This window comes from Gilliamella sp. B3022, assembly GCF_028751545.1.
In the GTDB taxonomy this organism is placed as follows: domain Bacteria; phylum Pseudomonadota; class Gammaproteobacteria; order Enterobacterales; family Orbaceae; genus Gilliamella.
The window spans coordinates 95642-119696 of sequence record NZ_CP071867.1 but is presented as its reverse complement, the minus strand read 5'-3'; the positions used below and the strand labels follow the sequence as shown (position 1 = coordinate 119696).

Annotated in this window: 21 protein-coding genes; 12 read left to right on the top strand and 9 right to left on the bottom strand. The window is 34.3% G+C overall.

Annotated features, from left to right (window positions below):
- Positions 1–12: 12 nt before the first annotated feature.
- Entirely contained in the window at positions 13–1725 is a 1713-nt protein-coding gene (cptA, locus tag J4T76_RS00520; RefSeq protein ID WP_416380581.1) for a phosphoethanolamine transferase CptA, read from the top strand.
- Positions 1726–1810: 85 nt separating this feature from the next.
- Complete coding sequence (gene dinB / locus J4T76_RS00515) at positions 1811–2866, top strand: DNA polymerase IV (protein ID WP_267340684.1); 1056 nt, start codon at positions 1811–1813, stop codon at positions 2864–2866.
- Positions 2867–2941: 75 nt separating this feature from the next.
- On the opposite strand, the gene J4T76_RS00510 is transcribed toward dinB, so the two are convergent.
- The gene (locus tag J4T76_RS00510) at positions 2942–4378 is read right to left on the bottom strand and encodes a 6-phospho-beta-glucosidase (protein ID WP_267340685.1); all 1437 of its coding nucleotides are present in this window, start codon (positions 4376–4378) and stop codon (positions 2942–2944) included.
- Positions 4379–4392: 14 nt separating this feature from the next.
- Positions 4393–6285 (bottom strand): glucose PTS transporter subunit IIA, encoded by a 1893-nt coding sequence (locus J4T76_RS00505; protein ID WP_267340686.1) that lies wholly within the window; start codon positions 6283–6285, stop codon positions 4393–4395.
- Between the two features lie 175 nt (positions 6286–6460).
- Here J4T76_RS00505 and J4T76_RS00500 point away from each other — a divergent pair, with 175 nt between their 5' ends.
- Entirely contained in the window at positions 6461–7165 is a 705-nt protein-coding gene (locus tag J4T76_RS00500; RefSeq protein WP_267356207.1) for a GntR family transcriptional regulator, read from the top strand.
- A gap of 175 nt (positions 7166–7340) precedes the next feature.
- Here the strand turns inward: J4T76_RS00500 and J4T76_RS00495 are convergent, their stop codons facing one another.
- The 3 genes from J4T76_RS00495 to rph all read right to left on the bottom strand — a co-directional run bounded on the left by J4T76_RS00495 (position 7341) and on the right by rph (position 9984).
- On the bottom strand, positions 7341–8453 hold the full coding sequence (locus tag J4T76_RS00495; RefSeq protein WP_267340688.1) for an SIMPL domain-containing protein: 1113 nt from the start codon (positions 8451–8453) through the stop codon (positions 7341–7343).
- Between the two features lie 156 nt (positions 8454–8609).
- A complete protein-coding gene (gene pyrE / locus J4T76_RS00490) occupies positions 8610–9254 on the bottom strand; it encodes an orotate phosphoribosyltransferase (protein ID WP_267340690.1) in 645 nt (214 codons plus the stop codon).
- 13 nt (positions 9255–9267) lie between these two features.
- The gene (rph, locus tag J4T76_RS00485) at positions 9268–9984 is read right to left on the bottom strand and encodes a ribonuclease PH (protein WP_267340691.1); all 717 of its coding nucleotides are present in this window, start codon (positions 9982–9984) and stop codon (positions 9268–9270) included.
- 156 nt (positions 9985–10140) lie between these two features.
- Here rph and J4T76_RS00480 point away from each other — a divergent pair, with 156 nt between their 5' ends.
- Positions 10141–11007 (top strand): YicC/YloC family endoribonuclease, encoded by an 867-nt coding sequence (locus tag J4T76_RS00480; protein WP_267340692.1) that lies wholly within the window; start codon positions 10141–10143, stop codon positions 11005–11007.
- Positions 11008–11418: 411 nt separating this feature from the next.
- Here J4T76_RS00480 and J4T76_RS00475 read toward each other — a convergent pair whose 3' ends face one another.
- On the bottom strand, positions 11419–12798 hold the full coding sequence (locus J4T76_RS00475) for an MATE family efflux transporter (RefSeq protein ID WP_267340693.1): 1380 nt from the start codon (positions 12796–12798) through the stop codon (positions 11419–11421).
- A 361-nt stretch (positions 12799–13159) separates the two neighbouring features.
- Between J4T76_RS00475 and yejK the strand changes: the two genes are divergently transcribed.
- Together yejK and nfo are read left to right on the top strand one after the other, a co-directional pair.
- Positions 13160–14164 (top strand): nucleoid-associated protein YejK, encoded by a 1005-nt coding sequence (yejK, locus tag J4T76_RS00470; RefSeq protein WP_267340694.1) that lies wholly within the window; start codon positions 13160–13162, stop codon positions 14162–14164.
- A 33-nt stretch (positions 14165–14197) separates the two neighbouring features.
- Positions 14198–15040 carry a deoxyribonuclease IV gene (nfo, locus tag J4T76_RS00465; RefSeq protein WP_267340696.1) on the top strand — a complete coding sequence of 281 codons (843 nt, stop codon included), beginning with the start codon at positions 14198–14200 and terminating at the stop codon, positions 15038–15040.
- 218 nt (positions 15041–15258) lie between these two features.
- Here the strand turns inward: nfo and yccS are convergent, their stop codons facing one another.
- Positions 15259–17334 (bottom strand): YccS family putative transporter, encoded by a 2076-nt coding sequence (gene yccS / locus J4T76_RS00460; protein WP_443135228.1) that lies wholly within the window; start codon positions 17332–17334, stop codon positions 15259–15261.
- Positions 17335–17913: 579 nt separating this feature from the next.
- Between yccS and J4T76_RS00455 the strand changes: the two genes are divergently transcribed.
- Positions 17914–18252 carry a Grx4 family monothiol glutaredoxin gene (locus tag J4T76_RS00455; protein WP_267340852.1) on the top strand — a complete coding sequence of 113 codons (339 nt, stop codon included), beginning with the start codon at positions 17914–17916 and terminating at the stop codon, positions 18250–18252.
- A 52-nt stretch (positions 18253–18304) separates the two neighbouring features.
- Here the strand turns inward: J4T76_RS00455 and rnt are convergent, their stop codons facing one another.
- Positions 18305–18997, bottom strand: coding sequence for a ribonuclease T (rnt, locus tag J4T76_RS00450; RefSeq protein ID WP_267340698.1), 693 nt, complete (start codon positions 18995–18997; stop codon positions 18305–18307).
- 119 nt (positions 18998–19116) lie between these two features.
- Positions 19117–19887 carry a tetratricopeptide repeat protein gene (locus tag J4T76_RS00445; RefSeq protein WP_267340700.1) on the bottom strand — a complete coding sequence of 257 codons (771 nt, stop codon included), beginning with the start codon at positions 19885–19887 and terminating at the stop codon, positions 19117–19119.
- Between the two features lie 229 nt (positions 19888–20116).
- Here J4T76_RS00445 and J4T76_RS00440 point away from each other — a divergent pair, with 229 nt between their 5' ends.
- The 5 genes from J4T76_RS00440 (at position 20117) to J4T76_RS00420 (ending at position 24054) form a co-directional block, all read left to right on the top strand.
- Positions 20117–20875, top strand: a complete 759-nt coding sequence (locus J4T76_RS00440; RefSeq protein ID WP_267340701.1) for a Nif3-like dinuclear metal center hexameric protein — start codon at positions 20117–20119, stop codon at positions 20873–20875.
- Between the two features lie 97 nt (positions 20876–20972).
- Positions 20973–21851 carry a 4-hydroxy-tetrahydrodipicolinate synthase gene (dapA, locus tag J4T76_RS00435; protein ID WP_267340703.1) on the top strand — a complete coding sequence of 293 codons (879 nt, stop codon included), beginning with the start codon at positions 20973–20975 and terminating at the stop codon, positions 21849–21851.
- Between the two features lie 39 nt (positions 21852–21890).
- Entirely contained in the window at positions 21891–22583 is a 693-nt protein-coding gene (gene bamC / locus J4T76_RS00430; RefSeq protein WP_267340704.1) for an outer membrane protein assembly factor BamC, read from the top strand.
- A 305-nt stretch (positions 22584–22888) separates the two neighbouring features.
- Complete coding sequence (gene purC, locus J4T76_RS00425; RefSeq protein WP_267340706.1) at positions 22889–23599, top strand: phosphoribosylaminoimidazolesuccinocarboxamide synthase; 711 nt, start codon at positions 22889–22891, stop codon at positions 23597–23599.
- Positions 23599–24054, top strand: coding sequence for a DUF441 domain-containing protein (locus tag J4T76_RS00420; protein WP_267340707.1), 456 nt, complete (start codon positions 23599–23601; stop codon positions 24052–24054). The genes purC and J4T76_RS00420 overlap by 1 nt, the downstream gene beginning before the upstream one ends.
- The last annotated feature ends 1 nt before the right edge of the window (position 24055 follow it).

Below are 24055 nucleotides of genomic sequence, written 5' to 3'. Positions count from 1 at the left end.
GATGTCGAATAAATTTTCATGACAAATATACAAGAAAACCAAAAGTTTAATTGGTCAGCACTTATCGTTGTTGTTTTATTTTTTACCTATTTTTCCAGTAGTTTACAACTTTATATTTTTGCTTCTGGGCATGCTAATGTTATTGGCTTACGTGATTCAATCATCTATAGTTTAATTTGGTTGATTCCAGTATTACTATTTCCAAATCAGACTCGAAAAATTGCCACTGTCTATGGTTTGATTGTAGGATTTTTATCATTGATTTCAATAAGTTATTTTATAATTTATCGTCAGGAATTTTCTCAAAGTGTGTTTTTTGTCATGGCCGAATCAAATCTAACTGAGTCGAATGAATTTATTCAGCAGTATTTTAGTTTCAAACTTATCGCTATCGTGATTATATATTGTTTAATTGGAATCTATCTTTGGAGCATAGTAAGACCTGTTTATGTCAAAAATCCAACCAAATGGATTGTGTCATTATTAATTGTTATTTATGCCATTATGCCACTCGTTATTAGTGTCACAATAAAAAAAACATCTTTGCAAAAAGCGGCAACACATTTGTTAACTCGAATGGAAACCACTGTACCTTGGCAACTAATTAATAGTTATATTGCTTATCGATCTCAACTTTCGAATATGGAAGATATAATGCATCATTTGAGTACTTTACCTCCTGTTAAGGATTTACATGATGCTAATGGAAATACGCCAAGAACACTGGTTTTAGTCATCGGTGAATCAACCACACGCAATCGCATGAATATTTATGGATATCCCCGTAACACGACGCCACAAATTGAGCAATTTAAAAAAGATAATCCAGAATTTTTAGTGTTTAATGATGTTGTGTCTTCAAGGCCATATACCATAGAGGTTTTACAACAAGCCTTAACTTTTGCGGATGAACAACATCCTGACCTTTACCTAAGCCAACCCTCATTAATTGACTTAATGAAACAAGCAGGGTATAAAACCTATTGGATAACCAATCAACAAACTATCACTAAACGCAATACGATGTTGACGATGTTTTCTAAACAAACAGATGAACAGTTTTATATGAATAACGATCGAAATCAAAGTTCAAGACAATATGATGAGTCGGTCTTTGAACCATTTAAGAAAGTGCTTGCTGAACCTGAAGAAAAGAAATTTATTATTATTCATCTTCTTGGCACACATATGAAATATGAATTCCGCTATCCAAAAGATGGGGTATATGATCGATTTAAAGATAAAGCGAGTATTCCATTTAAGATTCATGATGAGAATGTGGATGTATACAATTCTTATGATAATGCTATAAGTTATAATGATTTTGTGACAACTACTTTATTTAATCTATTCAAAAATAGTCATGATAATGGCTTTATGTTGTATTTCTCTGATCATGGTGAAGATGTTTACCAAACTCCGCCACATGATATTTTAGGCCGTAACGAAAAGGCACCAACACGTACCATGTATACGATACCATTTATGTTATGGCAATCACCTAGTTGGATCGCTTCTCATCCTAACAACTATCATGCTTATGTGAATCGTAAATTTAGTACTCAGAATTTGATCCATACATGGTCTGATTTAGCTGGACTGAGCTATAATTTATATCTACCAGAAAAAAGTTTAGTAAATCCTAATTATTATGAGGGAAAACGCTGGATTGGTGATCCTTATGATAAAAATGGATTAATTGATTTTGATAAATTGACAAAGTAAGTCTATAGAGTGTTTACACCAGCATTTAAGGTATGCTATTGTATATTTATACAGTTATATTTTAAATGCAGTGAAACAGTAATCTATGCGAAAAATTATTCATGTTGATATGGATTGTTTTTATGCCGCAGTTGAAATGAGAGATAATCCCCGTTATCGTAATTTGCCGATAGCTGTAGGGGGGGATCCACGTAAACGCGGCGTTGTTGCTACTGCAAATTATTTAGCTCGTCAATATGGGATACATAGTGCAATGTCTATGTCACAAGCACTGAAATTATGTCCTAATCTTAAAGTTATCCCAAGTCGACATGCTGTTTATAAAGAAATCTCCAAGCAAATCCATCAAATATTTCAACGTTATACTAAATCGATTGAAACTTTGTCATTAGATGAAGCGTATTTAGATGTGACCGATTGTAAACTTTGTCATGGCTCAGCTACTTTAATTGCTCAAGATATCCGCCAGACGATATACAAAGAGCTAGAATTGACTGCTTCGGCTGGTGTTGCCCCACTAAAATTTTTAGCTAAAATCGCTTCAGATATGAACAAACCTAATGGACAATATGTAATTACGCCAGATAATGTTGCTAACTTTATTGCTCAATTACCCCTTAAAAAAATTCCTGGCGTGGGTAAAGTGACTGAAAAAAAATTAACGGAATTAGGGTTAGTCACCTGTAATGATGTGATTAATTATGATGTGAGTAAATTGCTTAATCAATTTGGTAAATTTGGGCGAGTGTTATATGAAAGATGTCAAGGTATCGATGAGCGGGAGGTCTGTAATGATAGGCAACGTAAATCCGTTGGGGTTGAGCGTACGTTAGTTAACGACATTCATACTTGGGATGAATGTTTATTACTGTTTGAACCGTTATTTGAAGAAATCAAAAATCGGCTAAGTAAAGTTCGTTCTGATTTGTCGATAGCTCGCCAAGGTGTCAAGTTTAAATTTGATGATTTTCAACTTACTACGCAAGAACATGTTTGGTCTAAACTTGATAAACAAGATTTAATCGAACAAGCCTATAAAGTTTGGCATGAACGTCGAAATGATCGTGGAGTACGTTTAATTGGTTTCCATGTTACTTTAATTGATCCGCAGCTTGATAAGCAATTGCTCTTTAATTTTTAATGATTTTGACAGATAAAAAAAGAGGATGTATGTAAGAACACAACATCCCCAAAAATTACAACTTGCTTATTAGTATTATTTTAAATTAGCGCCATTACTGCTAATGACTTGTTTATACCAATCAAATGAATCTTTTTTATAGCGTTTCATAGTACCGTTTCCTTCATTATCACGGTCTACATAAATCACACCATAACGTTTTTTCATTTCGCCAGTTGTAAATGATACGACATCAATAATACCCCATGCGGTATAACCCATGACATCAACTCCATCATAATCTATGGCTTTTAGCATTGCTTTAATGTGGGCGCCAAGATATTCGATGCGTGGTTTATCATGAATTTTATTGCTGTTTTCTAATTCGTCGATAGCACCAAAACCATTTTCAACAATAAATAGTGGTAATTGATAGCGATCGTATAAACGATTAAGAGTATAACGTAGACCTTCAGGATCAATTGGCCAACCCCAATCGCTGCTTTTAATGTAAGGATTTTCAACCGCGTTAGGTAAAGCGCCATTGACAATATTGTCACGATGATCATTTTTAGCATCAGCTTTAACCACAGTTGACATGTAATAACTAAAGCCGATGTAATCAACGGTACCTTGTTTTAAAATCGTTAAATCTTCATCGGTGATATCAAGTTTATAACCTTCTCGTTCAAACTCTTTTAAGGCATAAGATGGATAATAACCACGAACATGCACATCAGGGAAGAAGAAGCGTTGGTGCATCGCAATTTCAGATGCCATCATATCTTGTGGATTACAAGAATATGGATAAATTGGTACATGAGAAATCATACAGCCAATTTCAAAATTAGGATTAATTTTTTTACCGGCGATAACTGCTTTGGCGCTTGCTAACAATTCATAATGAGCAACTTGATAAAGTACTTCTTGCGGATTTTCATCGGGTTGAACCTTCACACCTGAATTAGTCCAGAAAAATATCGGATTACTGGTATCCATTTGGTTGTTAATTTCGTTAAACGTCATCCAATATTTCACTTTGTTTTTATAACGTTCAAAACAAGCTGTTGCAAAACGTTCAAAAAATTCAACTGTTTTACGATTTCTAAAGCCACCGTATTGACGAGCAATATGTAAAGGCATTTCAAAATGAGATAAAGTTATAACAGGTTCAATACCATTAGCAATTAACTCATCAAATACATTATCATAAAAACGTAAACCTTCTTCGTTTGGCTCTAATTCATCACCCTTTGGAAAGATACGAGTCCAAGCAATAGAAGTACGCAAGCATTTCAAACCTAATTCAGAAAACAGTTTAATATCTTCTTTATAATGATGATAAAAATCGATGGCAGTATGATTTGGATAAAATTTATCTGCTTCAATTTCTTGTGTGATTTGTCTTGGAACGTTATGTGCTCCCGCAGTCATGACATCAACCACGCTTGGTCCTTTGCCACCTTCATTCCAACCACCTTCGAATTGATGAGCGGCTAATGCTCCGCCCCATAAAAATGGATTTTTAGTCATTTTTTGGTTCCTTATTATTGCTTTATTTCAAAAAGGTTATCATCTAGATTTACTTCCGCTTTTTCAGTTAATGTGATTACTTGGTATTGATCAGTATTAACAATAATAATTGGAGTAATTAATGGGTAACCGGCTTGTTTAATTGCTTGAGGATCAAAGCTGATCAATCGATCACCTTTTTTCACTTTTTGATTCAATTTCACATGGTATTCAAACTCATTATTGGTTAAATTGACCGTGTCAATACCTACGTGAATTAATAATTCAACACCATTATCTAAAACCAAACCAATAGCATGTTTTGATGCTTCAAACACAGCCGTTACTTCACCATCATAAGGTGCATAAACATGATTATCGGTTGGTTCAATAGCAATACCTTCGCCCATAAGTTTTTGCGAAAAAACAGGGTCAGGTACTTCACTGAGTGGTAATGCTTTACCAATCATAGGGCTGCTCACATTTATTTCACCAATTATAATTTTAGGTGTTTCGTTCTCAATTTTGGATGTTTTATTTTCTCTTGTTGCATTACCTAGTTGAGTTTCATTTGTGCCAAAAATTTGAATAAGAATAACTGGTCCAAATAATGCGATTACCGAACCAATTAAAACACCAATGAAAGAACCTGAATGGTCTGAATTAATGGCATTGACAATAGTCAAAGGCCCTGGCAAGGCAGCATACGTATAGTAATAAGGTGTAAATAATCCTGCCGCAATGCCTCCAAGTGCACCACAAATACAGCCATAAACAAATGGTCTTTTAAAACGTAAGTTCACGCCATAGATAGCGGGTTCAGTAATACCAAATATCCCTGTCACAAAAGCTGATAATGATACGCCTTTCATTTCTTTGCTTCGAGTTTTTATATAGAAACCTAACGCAGCGCCAACTTGACCAATAACCGCGATGGTTTGATAAGCTTGGAAAGAATCTTGCCCATATTGATTGATATTCTCAATAATAACTGGTGTAATACCCCAATGTACGCCAAATATAACAAATACCTGCCAAACAGCACCAATCAAACCACCTGCTACTGATGGTGCAAGGTCAACAATCCAATTATATCCATTAGCAATGTAATGTGCAGCACCAGCAGTAATTGGTCCAATAGCAACTAAAGTAAGTGGTACCATAATTACTAAGCAGATCAATGGCATTAATAATGGTTTTATGATGCTATGTAAACGAGGCTCTAAAAAATGCTCCAAATATGATAGCAACCAAACTAGAAAAAGAGGTGGTAATACTGTTGATGCATAGGTAGTTTCAGATAATGCTAATCCAAATAGATTAATTTCTTGTCCTGTTTTTATCATCGCAGCAAGTTCTGCCCACGTTGGTGAAAGTAATGCTGCACAACAAGCCACTGCAATATAAATGTTGCATCGAAAATGTTGTGAGGCAGTAATAGCAATAAAAATAGGTAAAAAAGCAAACGGTGCCCAAGAAATAAAGTTAAAAACTTGGTAAGTACCTGTAGCTCCAAATTCAGGATAGGCTAACTTAATTAAAATCAAGATCCCTTGTAAAATCCCCGATGCTGCTAATACATAAACAAATGGCGCAAAAACGGCTGACATAGTTGCAATGACTCGATTTAGAATGCCACTTTGTGAATTTTTGGCAATTTTATTATCGGTATTAATAAGTTGTATAAAAGCATTATAAACTTTTTCAACATTCGTACCGATAACAATCTGTATTTGACCGCCTTTTTCAACGACAGTAATTACTCCTGGTAATTTTGCAATGGCTTGCTTGGCATGGTCGGGTGTTTTTTGCGTAACAATACGCAAACGGGTAGTACAACGAGCAACAGAGACGATATTATCTTCCCCGCCTAGCTCATTTAAAATATCAACTGCCAATTTATTATAATCTCTAATTTTAGATGACATTCATAAAACTCCTTTCATCAAGTAGGAGAAACTATCTTATCCCTAAATAAAAAATTGTTAATGACCAATTTTATTGTTTGTGATCTAGATCGCGTTTTAAAACGATTTTCATTTATTAACTTATTTGAAGGTATACAATAAGATGCATATATTACAATAACAATAAAGAACACGAATGCTAAAATACCGAGATGTGGCGAAGAAAATTCAGCAAGCAATTTATCAACAAAATTTGCCTAAAGATACCCAACTGCCTAATATCGAAGGTTTAATTAATCAATATCAAGTTAGTCGTACGACCATTATCAAAGCACTAAACTGCTTAGAAAGGCATGGCGTTATATATCAAATTCAAGGCAGCGGTATTTTTGTTAGGCAACCGCAGAAACGTGGTTATCTTAATTTTTTGGAAAGTCATGGTTTTAGTGTTGATTTAAATGGTTCACCGAATTCCTCGCAAGTATTTAATGTAGATATTGTTCAACCAAGTTCTAAAGTGAAACAAAACCTCCAATGTGATGATGGTGAAGAAGTTTATTTTATAAAACGTTTACGTAAGTTTGATGACAAAGTTTATGCGCTTGAACAATCATACTATCGAAAAAAAATGATTGGTTATTTAAATAAAGAGATTGCCGAACACTCCATATTCAGTTACATAAAAGATATCTTCAAAATCAATATCGGTTTTTCTGACAAATATTTCAAAGCGATTAAATTAGACAAGCAGACCGCAGTTTATTTAGGATTAAACGCAGGGGATCCCGCCCTATGTGTTGAAGAAATTTTTTATACCAGTGCTGGTGAACCATTTGACTTTTCAACCATCATATATCATTACGACAATGCTAAGTTTTACGTACAAAGTAACTCTAAATGATACCTTGTTAAATTACAAAGTCGAATTGGGGGAGCAAATTAGTCATTAGGTAACTTTTAAAACTTGATGATTAATAAATTTGCTGATCTGAGTTCTCCTTAATTAATCATATGGTTAAGTATATAGGTTAACTAAGGAGGGACGTTCTCTATTACCAAATCATTTTTTTAATGAGTTATTGTTCAATCTTTTTTAGTATTTCAAATTTGCCAGTTAAAGTGAGTTGTATTTCAAAATCGGAGGGGGCGTAGATATTTATTTTATTGGCTGCGTCCTCATCAGGTACAGATGCCATGGCCATGCCCAATGTTCCATAAAGTCTTGCTTGTCTTTTTGGTGATTGCTGTTGGTAATCAGCTTTTTTCATTTCGAGATACTTTGGATCACCCACCAAATATTGTTTAGTGAGCAAGCGTTCAACTTTATTACTTAACTGATTTAATAACGTTTTTTCATGATCATTCATTGATTGCTCAATAAAATCAGGTGAAACACTATAAAAAATATCATCGTTAACTTTCATTTTTAGTTCTTGTACTTTAGCAATGATTTTATTAATGACATCAAGGTTGTTAATTTTGATTAATACTGTATTAGATACGTAATAATGCTTTTCATTTATTTTTTCAGGTGAAATTCGTTCTATGTCTGACGCAGTAATAGTGAAATTATCGAGTTGCCGTTTTTTTAATTCATTAGTTATGGTTGTATATTTCTGATATACCTTATTTTTTGCCATGCTTGCACTATTAGCAGATTCTAAAATAGTAAAAGTAAATTTTTTATCCATTTCGGAATCTTTAAATTTCCGAACGTCATTAATATTGTATTTATCAAGTAATTTATTTAACTCTAAAAATTTCTCGTTATCTTCAATGTTTATAACAAGATTGAGTTTGGCACTATATTGTGCATTTTCCTCATTGACTTGTTTATAATCATTTTGTTCATAGTTTTTGTAATCAATGGTTTCTAAATTATTATCTTTGATATTAAGTGTAACTAAATATTCTTTTAGTTCTTTCATATATTTAGCATTGAGTTTTGATGCTTCGCTCGGCGTTGAGCCATTAGTATTTAAAGTCACCGAGAACTCAACAGTATTGGGTTTTAATTTTATTGATTCAGTGATGCTTGCTTCAATTTCTCCAACGGGAATTAAATTTTTACCATAGATCAATTGTTCAACTTGAGATTCATTATTATTGATATTCCTAAGATTTGCTGAATAGCAGTTAAAAGTTATACCAATATTGAGTAAGATAATAAGCATTAATGTTTTTTTCATTTTATATCCCATTATTTAATTAATTTCGAATTGGTGGTTTTAAGTGATTTAAGAAACTCGTTACGGGCGAAAAATTATAAATAGTTCAATTTAAGATAAGTAAGAAAAACACATCAAATTGTAAAATGATGTAAAAAAAGCGCCGTAAGACGCCTTTTATATTCCATAATGATTTCGATAGTCCTCAACCTGTTTAACTTGATTTTGACGTGAGGGATCTTGGTAAAGATAGTGAATCAAATCATCTAATGTGATGATTGAAATAACATCGCAATGATAAGTTTGCTTTATTTCTTGGATGGCAGATAACTCACCACGACCTTTTTCTTGACGGTCAAGGCAAATTAATACACCAGCAAGTTTAGATTGATTATCTTCTAAAATTCGCATTGATTCACGAATTGCAGTACCGGCAGTAATTACATCATCAACTAACATAACGCGTTGTTGATAAATAGTGCTACCAACCAGATTACCACCCTCACCGTGGTCTTTAGCTTCTTTGCGATTAAAACAATAAGGAACATCAACATTATGGTGTTCAGATAAGGCCACCACAGTTGATGAAACAATCGGAATCCCTTTATAGGCAGGACCGAAGATGACATCATAGTTTAAATTTGCATCCATCAACGCAGCAGCATAAAAGCGACCTAATAAAGCCAAATCTTTACCTGTATTAAATAATCCTGCGTTAAAAAAGTAAGGGCTTTTTCGTCCTGATTTTAAGGTGAATTCACCAAACTTTAGTGCTTGCCTATCTAAAGCAAATTCAATAAACTCACTTTTATATGATTTCATCGATCCTCTCCAATTAATCTTTTAAGGCTTGTCTTTGTGCATCAATAATTGTGGCAATGCCATTTTTTGCTAGTTCTAGCAATTCTAATAATTCATCATGACTAAATGGTTCACCTTCAGCAGTACCTTGTACTTCGATGATGCGTCCATCATCCGTCATAATGACATTCATATCTGTATCAGCATTAGAATCTTCAATGTATTCTAAATCACATACTGCTTGACCATCGACAATACCAACAGATACAGCTGCAACCAACGATTTAATAGGATTCTGTTTTAATTTACCCTCCGCAATCATTTTATTGATTGCATCGTTAAGGGCAACACATGCACCAGTAATTGATGCTGTTCGTGTTCCACCATCGGCTTGTATGACATCGCAGTCTAGGGTAATGGTGTATTCGCCAAGTAATTTAAGATCAATCATCGCTCTTAATGAACGAGCAATGAGTCGTTGAATTTCCATTGTACGACCTGTTTGTTTACCTTTTGCCGCTTCACGCTGAGTTCTTGAGTTGGTTGCCCGTGGCAACATACCATACTCTGCGGTAACCCAACCTTGATTTTGGCCTTTTAAAAAGCGTGGTACACTTTCCTCAACAGTTGCGTTACACAGTACTTTAGTTTCACCAAACTCAACTAATACAGAACCTTCTGCATGCTTAGTATAATGACGGATTATTTTGATTGGGCGGACTTGTTCCGCAGCTCGACCAGACGGGCGCATGCAATTCTCCAGCTGTTATATTAAAAAAATTGTTTGAATTTATCATTTAGGAGGACATCAATTAGAAAGGATTGATGTTTAGCCTAAGCTAAGAGCGCATTATACAGAATTTATGATACAATGCCCAGCAAGTTTTTATAAATTTAGGAAGCAATTATGATTTCAAGTATGACCGCCTACGCCAGAAAAGAGATGAATCAATCATGGGGGACTGCCTCTTGGGAGTTGCGTTCGGTTAATCAACGCTACTTAGAAACCTATATTCGTATGCCTGAGCAGTTCCGATCACTTGAGCCAATTATTCGAGAACGACTTAGAAGTCGATTAACGCGTGGTAAAATAGAATGTAATTTACGTTTCGAACTTGATCCTGCTTCGCAACATCAAGAATTATCTTTAAATCAAGATTTAGCTAAACAGGTTCTCAATGCTGTTCATTGGATTCAAACTGAATATAAATCAGGTGATGTCAATCCTATTGATGTATTACGTTGGCCAGGAGTACTATCAGCTAAAGAACAAAATCTCGATACCATATCACAAGAAATTGTAGCATTATTGGATACAGCTATTGATGAATTAATTGCAGTACGTGAACGAGAAGGGGAAGTCTTACGCGATCTTATTATTCAACGTTTAGAAAGCATTACTGTAGAAGTTGAAAAAATTCGACAATGGATGCCCCAAATACTTGAATGGCAAAAAGAGCGCTTGCACAATAAATTGGCTGAAGCGAATCTTGAGCTCGATAAATCAAGATTAGAGCAAGAAATTGTATTGATGGCTCAACGTATTGACGTAGCTGAAGAACTTGACCGCCTAATGACACATGTTAAAGAAACATATGCTATCTTAAAGAAAAACGAAGCTATTGGGCGTCGACTTGATTTTATGATGCAAGAATTTAACCGCGAATCAAATACCATTGCATCAAAATCAATTAATGCTGATGTGACCGCTAGTGCTATTGAACTTAAAGTTTTAATTGAGCAAATTCGAGAACAAGTACAAAATATTGAATAAATCTTTAAGTATATTATCCGTTATTTTGGTGTCAATATTATGGGGCATCATAGGCACAGTAGCTGCTTTTGCCCCAGTTTTATTTCCTTTATTTATCAGCTATTTTCTATAGATATTGGTGTAAATCTGCTGTAAATCTTGATATTGCTTTCAAAAGCCACCGACTAAGGTCAGGCGTAAGTTGAGTTAAATTTCGATGCCTTATATGAAAATAGTCTTTTAAACTTAAAAAGGAATACATAAAAAATTTGATAAAAAAGATGTGAAGGTGGTCTAGAGCAGCAAATTTGTCTATTTGTTTATTATAGTTCTATTATTTGTGATCACTTAATTTAATAAAAATTAAGAAAACGGTTTTCAATTCAAAGGGGACGCTATCCCCTTTTTAAGATTAAAACGTCACTATTTGACTTATTTTGGATAATGTCGGCTTTTTATCGATCTAAAATACCAATAAAGTGCAGTATAAGCGATACCGGTTGATAAAAGATCAGCGGTTGGTGACGAGGCCCAAACACCATCTAAATCAAAAAATTGTGGTAAAATATATAGTGTTGGCAATAAAATCAAAATTTGCCTTGAAAGACTGAGTAAAATAGAAACTCTAGCCATACCAATACATTGGAAAAAGCTTGTAGTGACCATTTGAAAACCAACAAATACAAATGAAAATGTTGTGTAACGAAGTGCAATCGCGGATATAGCAATTAAATCAGTTTCAGAACTGAATGCTCTAACCAGCACATCAGGCATAAAGTAACCTAAAATAAACCCTGTACTAGTAATCACGGTAGCGATTTTTACCGCGTAAATAAAAGTTTCTTTTACACGTTTATAATTTTTTGAACCATAATTATAGCCAATGATTGGTTGCATGCCTTGATTAACGCCAATGACAATCATAATAATCAGCGTTATTAATCGATTTGCATTGGAATAACCCGCAATCGCATCATCACTTGAAACATGAGAAATCGGTGCATAGTAAGTTAATTGCCAGTTAATGAATATTACAACCACGGACGCGGCAACTTGCATTGCAAATGGCGACATACCAATAGATAAAATAGATTTAATATAGGTAAAATCAAGCTTAAAATTACGACGGTATAGTTTAATATTACTATTTTTACTAATAAAATGCTGCATCACAAATAAAAAGCTAATGAACATAGATAGTGTGGTTGCAAAAGCTGCTCCCCGCATGCCCCAATCTAAAACAATAATAAAAATTGGTGCAAGAATAATATTGGCAATTACACTAATAAACATAGTTACCATAGCTTTGAAAGGGTAACCACTTGCTCGCATCATATTGTTGTAATTGAAAGTCAATGTGATAAAAATACTACCTGGTAAAAACACTTCTAAAAATTCACGAGCATAAATATGGTTGCTTGGGCTTGAACCAATAAAATGTAAAACAGGATCGATAAAATAAAGCAATAACGCTAAAGTAATACCACTTAGTACCGCAGTTAACATAAACGAAGTGCCAGCAACTCTTTCGGCTTTATCGATTTCACCACGACCTAAAAATATCGAAATACGACTAGCCGAACCAATACCTACCAGCATACCAATGCCCGCAGCGAGATTCATAACTGGTAAAATAATGCCCGCGCCACTCAAAGCTTCACGTCCAATCCAATGGCCAATAAAAACCCCATCAATAATGTTATAAAGAGTATTAACGGTTGTTCCAATAATCGAAGGTAGAGCATATTGCCAAAATAATAAGCTAATTTTTTTATTTTTAAAATCATTATAAATATCTTGAGGATTTGCCATATTATTTATTCCAGCTATAACAGGTTGTAAAAAAAGTTTTAGGTTAACGATACGATTCAGTAAAAATATTATTGTTACTTATATTATTTATCATCATGCTAATGGCAATTACGCAGTTGTCTTATCAACAAAAGAGTTTGGTCGGTTATTTTAACCGTTAAAACTCCAGTTTTTGTTATTGATATTTATTGAATACCATTAGATATTGTAAAGAAGTTTCAGGTTAACTATACGTTTTAGTATAAAATCTAACTATTTATCAATTGTTATCTAATCAGACTAATAAATTGTGGATAGCACTTTTTTAGTGCTTTGATAAAATAGGGTAGTCTTACTTTTGCCACCCAAACAGGAATTCTAAATGAGTGTACAAATAGAAAAAGTTATTTTACATAAATTAATCAGAAAAAATGACACTGAAATTGAACTGCAACTTCGTGATTCAATGCTAAGCAATCAACAAGCTGTTGTCAATTTAATTGAGGATATTAACCGCATATACAATAATAAAAGCAAAGCTTACGGGCTGTTTAATAGTGAAAGCCTGTTTGAACAATCGCTTAAAGAGTTGCGTTTAGGTAATCAAGATTTTTTGCATTTTAGTCAAGAGTCAACCAAACAACTGCGTAATGAACTTGCTAAGTACCCATTTGCTGAAGGGGGTACAGTTGTCTTTTGTCACTATCGATATTTAGCCGTTGAATATTTAATTATTGCAGTATTAAATAGCTGCTCTAGTATGTTAGTTAATGAACAGCTTGATATAACTGAAACGCAATATCTGGATATTGATCATGCTGATATTATTGCACGAATCGATATCACTGAATGGGAAACCGCACCAAATTCAAAACGCTATTTAACCTTTTTAAAAGGCCGAGTTGGGCGTAAAGTATCTGACTTTTTTATGGACTATTTAGGTGCCAGTGAAGGATTAGATGCTAAAGCGCAAAATAAAACTTTAGTGAAAGCGGTTGATGATTATTGTCAAGAGATGCAGTTTGACAAGCAAGACAAAACCAGCGCCCGAGAAAATGTCTATAATTATTGCCAAGCTCAATTACAAGCAGGAGAAGAGATCGAACTCAGAAATCTAGCTAATGAATTGCCGTCAAATGGTGAAAATAATTTTACTGAATTTGTAAAAAATAGCGATTACGATTTAGAAGAGACCTTTCCTGTTGATCGCAGTGCACTGCGTCAACTCAAAAAATTCTCAGGTAGTGGTGGTGGATTAAGCTTGAGTTTTGATTCTGACCTATTAGGCGAACGAATTAAATGGGATCCACAGACTGATACAATTGTGATCAAAGGTGTTCCACCTAATTTACGCGACCAATTACAACGTAATAGCGGTTCAAACTGATTATCACATCCAATTATTAGGAACATAAACAAGATGAAATACATTGGTGCACACGTTAGCGCAGCAGGAGGAGTTGATAATGCTCCTATCAATGCTTATCAAATTGGCGCAACTGCCTTCGCTTTATTTACTAAAAATCAAAGGCAATGGCATGCTAGGCCACTTGAATCAGCCATTATAGATAGTTTTAAAAAACGCTGTGAACGGTATGGTTTTACCAGCAAACAAATTTTACCCCATGATAGTTATCTCATTAATTTAGGTAGTCCTGACAGTGAGCAACTCGATAAATCACGAACCGCTTTTTTAGACGAAATGCAACGTTGCGAACAATTAGGACTAACCTTGCTAAACTTTCATCCAGGTAGTCACCTACAAAAAATATCGGTTGATGAATGTCTAGCGCGTATTGCTGAATCTATAAATATCACTCTAGATAAAACGAAAAATGTTGTTGCAGTGATTGAGAATACGGCTGGACAAGGATCTAATTTAGGTTATAAATTTGAACATTTAGCTCAAATTATTGACAAAATTGAAGATAAAAATCGCGTGGGCGTTTGCATTGATACCTGCCATGCTTTTGCTGCTGGTTATGATTTACGGACTGAAAAAGCATGCAAAGAAACGTTTGATGAATTTGAAAAGATTGTAGGATTCAGATATTTACGAGCCATGCATTTGAATGATGCCAAAAGTGAGTTTGCAAGCCATGTTGATCGCCATGATAGTTTAGGTAAAGGTAACATTGGCGAAACAGCATTTAAGTTCATCATGCAAGATTCACGAATTGATGAAATTCCACTCATTCTTGAGACCATCAATCCAGATATTTGGGCGCAGGAAATTGCTTGGTTAAAAGAGCAAACAAAGTAGTAAGAAAAACAGTTAATTATCTCGCTTTGTTTATCGCTGTTATTAAGTTGTGGCGTTGAGGTTAACAAACGCCACAAAGCACTTAATCATGCTCCAAACAAACAAAACGCCAAACCCTGAAAGCGGTGATATTGGTCGCGCTTGAGAAAACGGGCAAGGAAATATCTTAAATATCAATTTTTTTGTTAAGTTTTTATCAACACTATATTTTTTAGAACTTACATTGATTTATCCAATTCACTGACAAGCGTCACGATTTCGGGCAGAATATCTAATATTAAGGCTAGTTGTTGTACTACCAGTAGATCGTTATTGCTTTGATCGTCATTGATGGAGAGTGATTCAATATAATCAGTCACCGTTTCTTTAATTACTTGATATTTATTATCTAATTTTTTATCACTGAGAAGATTAATGATATAAACAGTCAAATCATCAAATAGATTAAGAGTATTTGAGGAGATACTTTTATCTCGATGTGCTCCTAATGTTGATAAATAGCTGATAAATGTATGATTCAAGGTGAGCAAACGGAAGCCTTTGTCAATGATCACTTGGTTCATGTGGGGTTCTTTAGTCATTAAACTAATTAATGATGATAAATCGGCACTGCTATCGTGTGCGGCACGGCGTGCCACGCGATATTGTGGATCATTGGTTTTACCTGATAAATATTGATGTCCAATGGAAGCTAAATAGTGACTGTCGTCATGACAAACACGATCAACTAATTTAGGTAAGTTTCTAAATTTCCAGTCTGGCCAAATGAAACTCACCGCAAACCATGCAATAAAACAACCAATTAATGTTGCTATAATTCTTGAAATAGCCACTGAAATGCTACTTTCACCAAGCAAACTGAAACTAAAAAATACTAATAACGTAATAAAAGCGGTGGCATAAGCATATTGGGAATTTTTGAATAAGAAAAATAACCAGCCAGTTATAATAATCAGTACCAACTGATCAGGTACGCTAGGAAAAAGAAAAGTTAAAGGAATACCGACAACAATCCCTAAAATAGTCCCAATAACACGCAATTTTAATCGATGTTTTGTGGTTGAATAGTTAGGTTGACATACAAATAAACTGGTTAAGATGATCCAATATCCATGTGATAAACCTGAACAGAGGATTGCCATATATCCTACAAAAAACACTAAACTCATTCGCACAGCATGTCGAAATAGTGGGGATTTAACTGTCAAATTATGTTTAATTTTAGCAAACAGGTCGTGAAAGCTAGTTAGCTCTTCATCGATCAACTGGTTATCTTCCTGTTCTTTTGAAAGGTGCTGTTCAGTATCAATATTCGTCAGCAGCAGATCGATAGAGAGTAAATTCTGATGTAAATTTTTTAAGGCTTTAATCAAAAGCATGTCAGCTTTATTGCTTAATTGATATTGTTCGATGGCTTCCTCAAGATACATAAAATAGTGAGCAAACAATGGGTCATGTTGATAGGCTTGGTTTAACTTAATTGATACTGCTAACTGCGTGCATGCCTTCGCTTGTAAATTTAAAATTCGCGCAAAACGAAATAGAATATCGCTATGTTTAAACTGCTCACTCAACGCCTGATATTGTCCATGTGCTGAACTTGCGCGCTCGTGAATATCTTGCGCTACAAAATAGTAGCTTAATAGTTTACGAATATAAGATTGTCCACGATAACTTTTTAAGCGATTAAAGAGCGATCGTTTTGTATTGTTAAAGGCACTAATTAACTGATTATTACTTTCAGTTAATTGCAAAGTTTGCTTTTTAAATCCGTCAGTTTCATCAGGATCGAACATTGAGGCTTTAGCATCTAAATACTGTGCTAATTTCATAAAGCAGAGAGAAAGTGACTGTTGCGTAGTGCGAATAGGTTGTATGATTGATTCAATGAGCGATACCACATTGTACCAAAGCGCACCAAGCAACAAAAAACATGGCAAAGTGAGTTTATCGTCAAATAAATTATGCCCAAGCATAGTATAAGCAGCAATTAATAACGAGCCAAATGCAATCACACCATAACGCTGTCCGAGTGATCCCAGCATAATAAAAATAAAGGTAGAAGATACTAGCCCAATCATAAACAGAGTAGGGTAATCAAATAATAACTCAACTGAAAACGAGCCCAGTGTAAAACAGAACAATGTTAATATTAAATTGATGCAACGACTAAATAGACGAGTATCAATCTCGGTTAGCCCAGCAGCGACCACACCTAGAGTAAGCGGAATAACCAGTGATGTATGGCCAAAATACCAAGGCACCAACGTTGAGCCAGTTAAACTTATAAGCATACGGATGCTAAATAGAAGGTTACTGCTGTAAAAGACTTTACGCAAGGTCAATATTAAAGGATGCACAAATGTTGGTTTTCGTTGAGTTAATAGGATGGGCTAGGATACTATATTGTTGCGAGTTATTAAAGAGGGCTGAATTTTTTGGTTAGAAATTATAATAAGTAACAATCAAAACAACTTATCATTTATTATTGTACCTTCTGTGTTTCAAATGTTTTCTCCAATGATTAAATAATTTATTTATTCAAAATTTAGATTAATTTTCTTAGGATTATTCCCAAATCATAATGGAAAATTAAATATTGAATTGATTAAAAAAATTCGAGTGGTATAGACTTCTGAATTATTTTTATCAAAACTGTTTTTTTATTAATCATTCTTGAAATTTTTTAAACTTTGATTGCAAAAAATAGCCGTATAATCATTGGCGATAACTGATAATTATTTATATTTATTAGAAATTTTGTTATAAATCAAAAAAAATGCATCTTAACGGTATCAAGCGCGGATAATCTAAGTTAAAATATTAGGCAAGCAATTAATTACCAAGGAATAACTTGTATGACAACTGAAGAAATGACGACACTTGATAAAATTAAAAAACAGATTGCTCAAAATCCCATTCTTTTATATATGAAAGGTTCGCCAAAATTGCCAAGTTGTGGTTTTTCGGCTCAAGCAGTCCAGGTTTTATCTCAATGTGGTGTGCCTTTTGCTTATGTGGACATTTTACAAAATCCTGATATTCGTGCCGAATTGCCGAAATTTGCTAACTGGCCTACCTTTCCACAATTATGGGTTGAAGGTGAATTAGTAGGAGGATGCGATATTATGATTGAAATGTTCCAAACTGGCGAACTGCAAACTCTAATTAAAGAAACAGCGGAAAAACATCCATATAATGATAATCACTGAGCAGGTTTTATGTTCAAAGTTCATTTAAGAGCGCATAATTGCGCTCTTTTTATTACTCTGTTTGTTGATCTGATTCTATATTCGATTGTTGACCATCTGACTCATTCTCCATTTGTGTTGGTAAATCAGCAAGTGGCCACCCTCCTAACCGTTTATAACGATTGACAATTTCACAAAATAAAATCGCTGTTTTTTGGGTATCATAGAGCGCTGAATGGGCTAGTTTATGGTCAAATGGAATTTTTGCCACTTCACAAGCTTTAGCCAGAACCGTTTGTCCAAAAATTAAACCACAAAGGGATGCAGTATCAAAAGTTGCAAATGGATGAAATGGATTACGTTTAATACCAGCACGCTCTGCAGCAGTCATTAAAAAACTATGATCAAAGTGAGCATTGTGGGCAATAATTACGGCTCGGTTACAATCATTTGCTTTAATACCCGATCTTACCACTTTGAAAATGGCTTCAATTGCAATTTTTTCATCCACTGCTCCACGTAAAGGATTATTAGGATCAATCCCATTAAATGCCAGTGCTGTTGGCTCTAAAATTGCATCTGCAAATGGATTGACATTGAATTGTAAAGTTTGATCAGGCTCAAGCCAGCCATCTTGGTTCATTTTTAACGTAATGGCGGCAATTTCTAAAATTGCATTTAGCTTTGGATCGAAGCCTGATGTTTCGATATCAATCACAACAGGATAAAAACCCCGAAAACGTTCACATAATTTTGCGTTTGGCACAATAGTTATCTTATTTGTTTAAAAATGGAAATTATTATGCCAGTTTTTAATGTATTCGCCTAGTTTTACCTTTATTGTACCTCTTTACAAAGTCAAACAAATGGTTGGCATTATATAAATCAATTCACTTCTTTGCCTAATTGACTTAATTTTTGTTTTGATTGTTGAATCTCTTCAATCCATTTGGCATTTAAACGTTTGGAATGTTTGGATAGTTGATTAAAACGTTGCTCTATGATGTGTAACACTTGGATTGCATGATCAATTTGGTTCCAACCAATTAAGGTTTTTAAATAAAATGAAATTGCTTCTAAATTAGGGAAATAAGTAATTAACGCTTCAAATTCTTCTTTAGCGTGTTCCCTTTCATTAAGGGAAACTAAAATTTTAGTGTAGAGTAAATGGCCTTCATCAGATTGATGATCAGGATTTTTTTCACGTAAAAAATTTAACGTCTCTTTCGCTTTAGTATACTGATGATCTCTAAAAAGCGCATAAGCATATTGTAGTAAAATATCTGGAGAAGTTGCGTAAATGTCAGTTAATGCTTGTTGATAGTAGATCAAAGCTTCATCAGCTCGATTATTGAGAACCAAAGCTTTACCTAAAGCGATTCGTGTACTGGTTGTTTGTGATAATTCATATTGTTTTTGTGCTTCGCGCAGTTCACGCTCAGGATCCAGTGTTTTACGTAGTTTTGATTTAATTTTGAAACCAACAGGCGTTGCCCGCAACTTAGGTAACAAAATGACAGCAAAATAAATTAAACTGCCTAAAATAGGGACTATGAATAATATATAAATCCAATATCTATCTTGTTGAGTACGAATTGCATGAAGTGCAAAAAATAATGCAATGGCACTACTTAATCCAATTCCTAAAATCGGCACAATAATATCCTTTTAGTGAACATATATATAAAACAGCATAATTAAACACGATATTAAGTCTAAATAAACTTTTACAATTTATCAATATTAACAATAAACAAATGGTTAGTATTTTTGTAAATAACCCTAGATCCGATAGTCTACTGACACAGAATAAAATATGTAGGTGAGATAATTGGTAAAAGTGATTATAATTATCAACCACAACCCTTTAAATAAAATATACAAAATGCATCGAGCTGAACTTGAACAAATAATAAATATTGAATTGCAAATAAATCGATACCGAGACTATGCACCTAATGGATTGCAGGTACAAGGTCGAAGTGAAGTCAAAAAAATTGTTACAGGCGTTACAGCTTGTCAGTTATTGTTAGATAAAGCAGTGGAATTACAAGCTGATGCAGTGCTAGTGCATCATGGTTTTTTTTGGAAAAGTGAACCACAAACCATTACCGGTATAAAATATCGACGTATAAAAACGCTTTTATCGCATGATATTAATTTGTACAGTTATCATTTGCCATTAGATGGGCATCTTGAATTGGGTAATAATATTGCACTGGCGAATTTGCTAGATATTAAGGTTGATAAACACGATGATATTACCGATTTAATGTTTACAGGTTCATTAAACAATCCGCTTACAGCCTTACAGTTTAAGCAACAGCTTGAAAAAGCATTACATAATAGCAAGTCGCAAGTGTTGTTTTGTGGTGATAACGCGCCAAAAATCATTAATCGTATTGGCTGGTGCAGTGGAGGTGGACAAGATTTTATTGAACACGCTGTTCAACTTGGCTGCGATGCTTTTTTTACTGGTGAAGTTTCCGAACGTACTATTCATATCGCTCGAGAATATGGTATTAATTTTTATGCAGCAGGCCATCATGCCACCGAACGTTATGGAATAAAAAAGTTAGGAGAGTGGTTGGCAAGTTACTACGGGTTGCAAAGTATTTTTGTTGATATTGATAATCCGGCATAACAAAAGTTGAATTTAACTTAGAAATAACGCATACTTATTCGCAGTTTTTATAATCTTTAAAGCTGTTTTATAAACAGATAATATGAGAGGTCATTTTATGTTTACAGGAAGTCTGGTCGCCCTTATTACACCGATGGATATAAAAGGAAATGTAGACCACGTAAGCTTAAAAAAATTGGTCGAATATCATATTGCTAATGGCACATCAGGTATTGTTTCAGTTGGAACAACTGGTGAATCAGCAACGCTTGATCATAGTGAGCATATTGATGTCATTAAGCGAACCATTGATTATGCTGATGGCCGCATTAATATCATTGCAGGGACAGGTGCAAATGCAACTAAAGAAGCGATTGAATTAACTAATAAAGTTGAAAATATCGGTGTAATTGGTTGTTTAACTGTGGCTCCTTATTATAATAAACCCACTCAAGAAGGTATGTATCAACATTTTAAATCCATCGCTGAAAATACTGCATTACCTCAAATTTTATATAATGTACCTGGTCGTACTTGTAGTGACATAAAACCAGAGACTGTTGGACGTTTATCAAAAATTAAAAATATTGTTGCTTTAAAAGATGCTACAGGTGATCTCTCTCGTGTTTATAAAACGCGAAGATTAGTCGGAGATGAGTTCAAACTTTTAAGTGGTGATGATGCAACTTTCTTAGATTTTATGATTTTAGGAGGAGATGGTGTCATTTCGGTTACTGCTAATGTTGCAGCAAAACAGGTTGCTACGGTTTGTAAATTAGCGGCAAACAATCAAATTCAAGAAGCACGTGTGGTAAATGACAGTCTATTAGCATTACACAACAATTTGTTTATTGAACCAAATCCAACACCCGCAAAATGGGCGTGTACTCGATTAGGTTTAATAGCCAATGGTACAATCCGTTTACCAATGATATCGCTGTCCGAATCATCTATTCCAGCGTTAGAGCGAGCATTGAAAGATGCTAATTTACTGTAATTTACTTTCTTACAACTACTAATTTAAAAGCAGATATCTATGTTTAATAAAACCATATTGCATAATTATGTCTTAATAAAAACCGTTATTTTGACGGCTATTGTCTCTCTACTCCTTGTAGGGTGTGGTAGCGATCAGAATTATAAGCGTGAAATTGATGGTAATGAAGATTATTTAAACTCACCTGCTTTAAAGCCTTTAATTATTCCAAAAGGTATGACAATTCCGGCAGAAATAGCTGATTTTTTTATTTATAAACTTGATTCCAAAGGTAACTTGGGTAAACAAGTTGATATTCGACCGCCTGTTGTACCAATTCCAACTGTTTCTGATGCTTTTGTTATTTATAATAATGGTGTTGTTACATTTAATTCACCGCTCAACGCTGATGTATGGAATAAAATTCCTAATACTTTAAACAATAAAAATATTCCAATTAGTAGTAGTGATAATTTTACAATTAAAACAGGTAAAGCTTTTATTATTCGAGCAGATGAAACTCAAACAGCAGAAGCATCCTTTATTTTCAAGCGTCAAATAGTAGGTGATACCGAAACTATTACAGTTAGCTTGGATTCGTTAACTCGTGGTACAGAAGATATTTCTTCACAACCGATTGAAGTTCAGCGTTATGTTGTCGGTTTATTTAATTCGTTAATGGATGATGTTGCTCCGCAGTCTTTTAGAGAATTACCAGTAAAAGATTCGAACGAAAATGAAGCTAAAAAATAAGCTGATAAAGATGCTCAATCTCTCAAAAGACACAAAGAAGATCTTAAATATCAGCTTAACCGCAAAAATGATAACGATTTTTATATTGTGGAGATGATGATTAATAATCTATTAATTAATAATAATTTTTAATTAATAGTGGGCATGAAATTTGTCGGTGCTTTGAGTTGAACTCAGCTATAAACTGATATCCAGTTGCTATCTATGCTTAAAAGATTCATAGTAAAAATAGCAGCAGTGAGTTTGAATTTAAGGAGCATTAGCTCCTTAATTATTTGTTGGCAAATTGAAATAAGGTTATAAGCATGAAAAAGTTGGATGAGCTTTATCGCGGTAAAGCAAAAACTGTTTACGCAACAGACAACCCTGAGCTATTAATATTGGAATTTCGTAATGATACTTCTGCTTTTGATGGTTTACGCATTGAGCAGCTCGATCGTAAAGGAATGGTCAATAATAAATTTAATTATTTTATTATGACTAAACTACGTGACGCAGGGGTGCCAACTCAAGTTGCTGCCTTGTTATCAGACAATGAAGTCTTAGTAAAAAAACTTGATATGATACCTGTTGAATGTGTCGTTCGTAATCGTGCGGCAGGTTCTTTAGTTAAACGCTTGGGTGTCGAAGAAGGTAAAGTACTTAATCCTCCAACGTTTGAATTATTTCTCAAAAACGATGCTCTGCATGATCCAATGGTCAACGAATCTCACTGTAGGGCTTTTGGCTGGGCAACAGATGAGCAATTAGCTACGATGAAAGATCTTAGTTTTAAAGTTAATTCGGTTTTGATAGAACTGTTTGATAAAGCAGGTTTAATTTTAGTTGATTACAAACTTGAATTTGGACTCTTCAAAAATGAAATTACGTTAGGTGACGAATTTTCACCTGACGGTTGCCGTCTATGGGAAAAAGAGACATTGAAAAAAATGGATAAAGATCGTTTCCGACAAGGTTTAGGTGGCGTTATTGAAGCATATGAAGAAGTGGCAGCACGAATAGGTGTTTCGTTATAATGTTTGCACAGTTTGATATTTCTTTTTTTCTTCTTTTAGGTCTCGCAGCACTGTGTTATTTAACACACAATAACACGGTGACTTTTGCCATACTATTACTGCTAATGTTTAAACTCACACCGTTAGCAGTTTATTTTCCATTTTTGAATAAATATGGTTTAACTATTGGTGTTGTCATTTTAACTGCTGCTATGATGGTACCGTTAGCCGATGGATCATTAAAAGTTGCTGATATTGTGAAATCATTCACGACTTGGCAATCAATCGTTGCTATCGCTGTGGGAATTCTAGTTTCATGGTTAGGTACTCGCGGCATATCGTTAATTGGTGCACACCCTACCATTGTTAATGGATTAATTATTGGCACTCTTATTGGTGTGGCGTTCTTTAAAGGCATTCCTGTTGGACCACTCATCGCTGCTGGCATATTGTCATTGTTGATTGGAAAAAATTAAG

Excerpts from the sequence above, each read along its gene's own strand:
- dinB (WP_267340684.1), top strand. The coding sequence starts at position 1,811 with ATGCGAAAAATTATTCATGTTGATATGGATTGTTTTTATGCCGCAGTT.
- J4T76_RS00510 (WP_267340685.1), bottom strand. The coding sequence starts at position 4,378 with ATGACTAAAAATCCATTTTTATGGGGCGGAGCATTAGCCGCTCATCAA.
- J4T76_RS00505 (WP_267340686.1), bottom strand. The coding sequence starts at position 6,285 with ATGTCATCTAAAATTAGAGATTATAATAAATTGGCAGTTGATATTTTA.
- J4T76_RS00500 (WP_267356207.1), top strand. The coding sequence starts at position 6,461 with ATGCTAAAATACCGAGATGTGGCGAAGAAAATTCAGCAAGCAATTTAT.
- J4T76_RS00495 (WP_267340688.1), bottom strand. The coding sequence starts at position 8,453 with ATGAAAAAAACATTAATGCTTATTATCTTACTCAATATTGGTATAACT.
- pyrE (WP_267340690.1), bottom strand. The coding sequence starts at position 9,254 with ATGAAATCATATAAAAGTGAGTTTATTGAATTTGCTTTAGATAGGCAA.
- rph (WP_267340691.1), bottom strand. The coding sequence starts at position 9,984 with ATGCGCCCGTCTGGTCGAGCTGCGGAACAAGTCCGCCCAATCAAAATA.
- J4T76_RS00480 (WP_267340692.1), top strand. The coding sequence starts at position 10,141 with ATGATTTCAAGTATGACCGCCTACGCCAGAAAAGAGATGAATCAATCA.
- J4T76_RS00475 (WP_267340693.1), bottom strand. The coding sequence starts at position 12,798 with ATGGCAAATCCTCAAGATATTTATAATGATTTTAAAAATAAAAAAATT.
- yejK (WP_267340694.1), top strand. The coding sequence starts at position 13,160 with ATGAGTGTACAAATAGAAAAAGTTATTTTACATAAATTAATCAGAAAA.
- nfo (WP_267340696.1), top strand. The coding sequence starts at position 14,198 with ATGAAATACATTGGTGCACACGTTAGCGCAGCAGGAGGAGTTGATAAT.
- yccS (WP_443135228.1), bottom strand. The coding sequence starts at position 17,334 with ATGCTTATAAGTTTAACTGGCTCAACGTTGGTGCCTTGGTATTTTGGC.
- J4T76_RS00455 (WP_267340852.1), top strand. The coding sequence starts at position 17,914 with ATGACGACACTTGATAAAATTAAAAAACAGATTGCTCAAAATCCCATT.
- J4T76_RS00440 (WP_267340701.1), top strand. The coding sequence starts at position 20,117 with ATGCATCGAGCTGAACTTGAACAAATAATAAATATTGAATTGCAAATA.
- dapA (WP_267340703.1), top strand. The coding sequence starts at position 20,973 with ATGTTTACAGGAAGTCTGGTCGCCCTTATTACACCGATGGATATAAAA.
- bamC (WP_267340704.1), top strand. The coding sequence starts at position 21,891 with ATGTTTAATAAAACCATATTGCATAATTATGTCTTAATAAAAACCGTT.
- purC (WP_267340706.1), top strand. The coding sequence starts at position 22,889 with ATGAAAAAGTTGGATGAGCTTTATCGCGGTAAAGCAAAAACTGTTTAC.
- J4T76_RS00420 (WP_267340707.1), top strand. The coding sequence starts at position 23,599 with ATGTTTGCACAGTTTGATATTTCTTTTTTTCTTCTTTTAGGTCTCGCA.